This window comes from Streptomyces sp. NPDC005899 (assembly GCF_040629645.1).
Classification (GTDB): Bacteria; Actinomycetota; Actinomycetes; order Streptomycetales; family Streptomycetaceae; genus Streptomyces.
Genome location: NZ_JBEXWB010000686.1, coordinates 1 through 1,326 on the forward strand (window position 1 = coordinate 1; position 1,326 = coordinate 1,326).

Annotated in this window: 1 protein-coding gene; it reads left to right on the forward strand. The window is 72.5% G+C overall.

Features of this window, described 5'->3' with window-relative positions:
- Positions 1 to 272 precede the first annotated feature (272 nt).
- Entirely contained in the window at positions 273 to 1,292 is a 1,020-nt protein-coding gene (locus ABZ371_RS32660) for a helix-turn-helix domain-containing protein (RefSeq protein WP_358686567.1), read from the forward strand.
- The last annotated feature ends 34 nt before the right edge of the window (positions 1,293 to 1,326 follow it).

The following is a 1,326-nucleotide window of genomic DNA, read 5'->3' on the forward strand; positions in this document are numbered from 1 at the left end:
CATGGATCCCCACCCATGGACCGCACCCGGCTTACCCCCGTCGGGTACGGAGCCGCACCGGACACCGCCGCCGCCGAACAGGCAAGGCCCCCCACGGCCCTCACCCGCTCTTTTCGGTGGTGCCGGATTCGCACCCGACGTCGTACAGCTTTTCGGCTGGCGCGGATGGGGGCGAGACGTTTCAACTGTGGCCGAAACCCCGTGGTGACCTCCTGTGACCATATGCATACCCTTTGATGGGGGCGATTGCTGTTGCAACAGGTGGGGGATCGGTGCTGCGTATCCACGTGTCCGGAGTGGACCTTTCCAGGGTGCGGATGGCCACCAGGCCGGACGCCTTGTGGGAAACCATTCTCAGTTTTCACCGGCTCAGGGACCGCCGGGGTTCCACGGTGTTCGGGAAATGGCGGGCGGAATCCCGTACCCGGTTGAATGGTGAAACACGTCTGCTGTCCGCGGTGGTTCCGCTGCGCGGGTATTTCCCCGACTTTCTGACGCCCTCCGAGGGGGGTGCCGATCCGCTGGGGCTCGACGCCGGAATGGAGGCGCTGCGCGACACTCCGGCGGGCCGCCTGCATGACGAGGTGGCACTGCTGGCCCTGAACCGTGCCCCGGCGCACCGGTCACCGGCCGCCGGCCGCTCCTCGCCCGCCGCTCTGCTGGAGGCGCTCGCCGAGGGCCGCACAGAGCCTCTGGGCCGCCTCATCAGCGCCCTGCGCGGCTACCACCGTGCCGCGGTCGAGCCGTACTGGCCGCACATCCAGGCGAGCGTCGAGGCGGACCGGGCCCTGCGGGGCCGGGCGCTGCTGGACGGCGGCGCGGACGAGCTCCTCGCCACCCTGCCGCCGATGATCCGCTGGCGTGCGCCCGTGCTGGAGGCGGACTACCCGGTCGACCGGGATCTCCACCTGGACGGCAGGGGCCTGCTCCTGCAGCCCTCGTTCTTCTGCCGCGGGACCCCGGTCGTCTACCGGGACCCCAGCCTGGCGCCCGTCCTGGTCTACCCGGTCACCCATCCCGGCGCCCCGGCCTTCGCGGAACCGGGCCCCTGGCTCGGCCGCCTCGTGGGACACACCCGCTCCGCCGTCCTCAAGGCCATCGGCGACGGCTGCACGACGAGCGAACTCGCCCGCCGTGCGGGGGTCTCGCTGGCCTCGGCCAGTCAGCACGCCTGCGTGCTGCGCGAGGCCGGCCTCGTCCTGACCCTGCGCCACGGCAGCTCCGTCCTGCACACGCTCACCCCGCTGGGCGCGTCACTGCTCAGGGGCGGGGCGCCCCTCGCGCCCGCCTGACCGAGGCCCGGCGGGCCCGGGGCGCCCGCGCGGC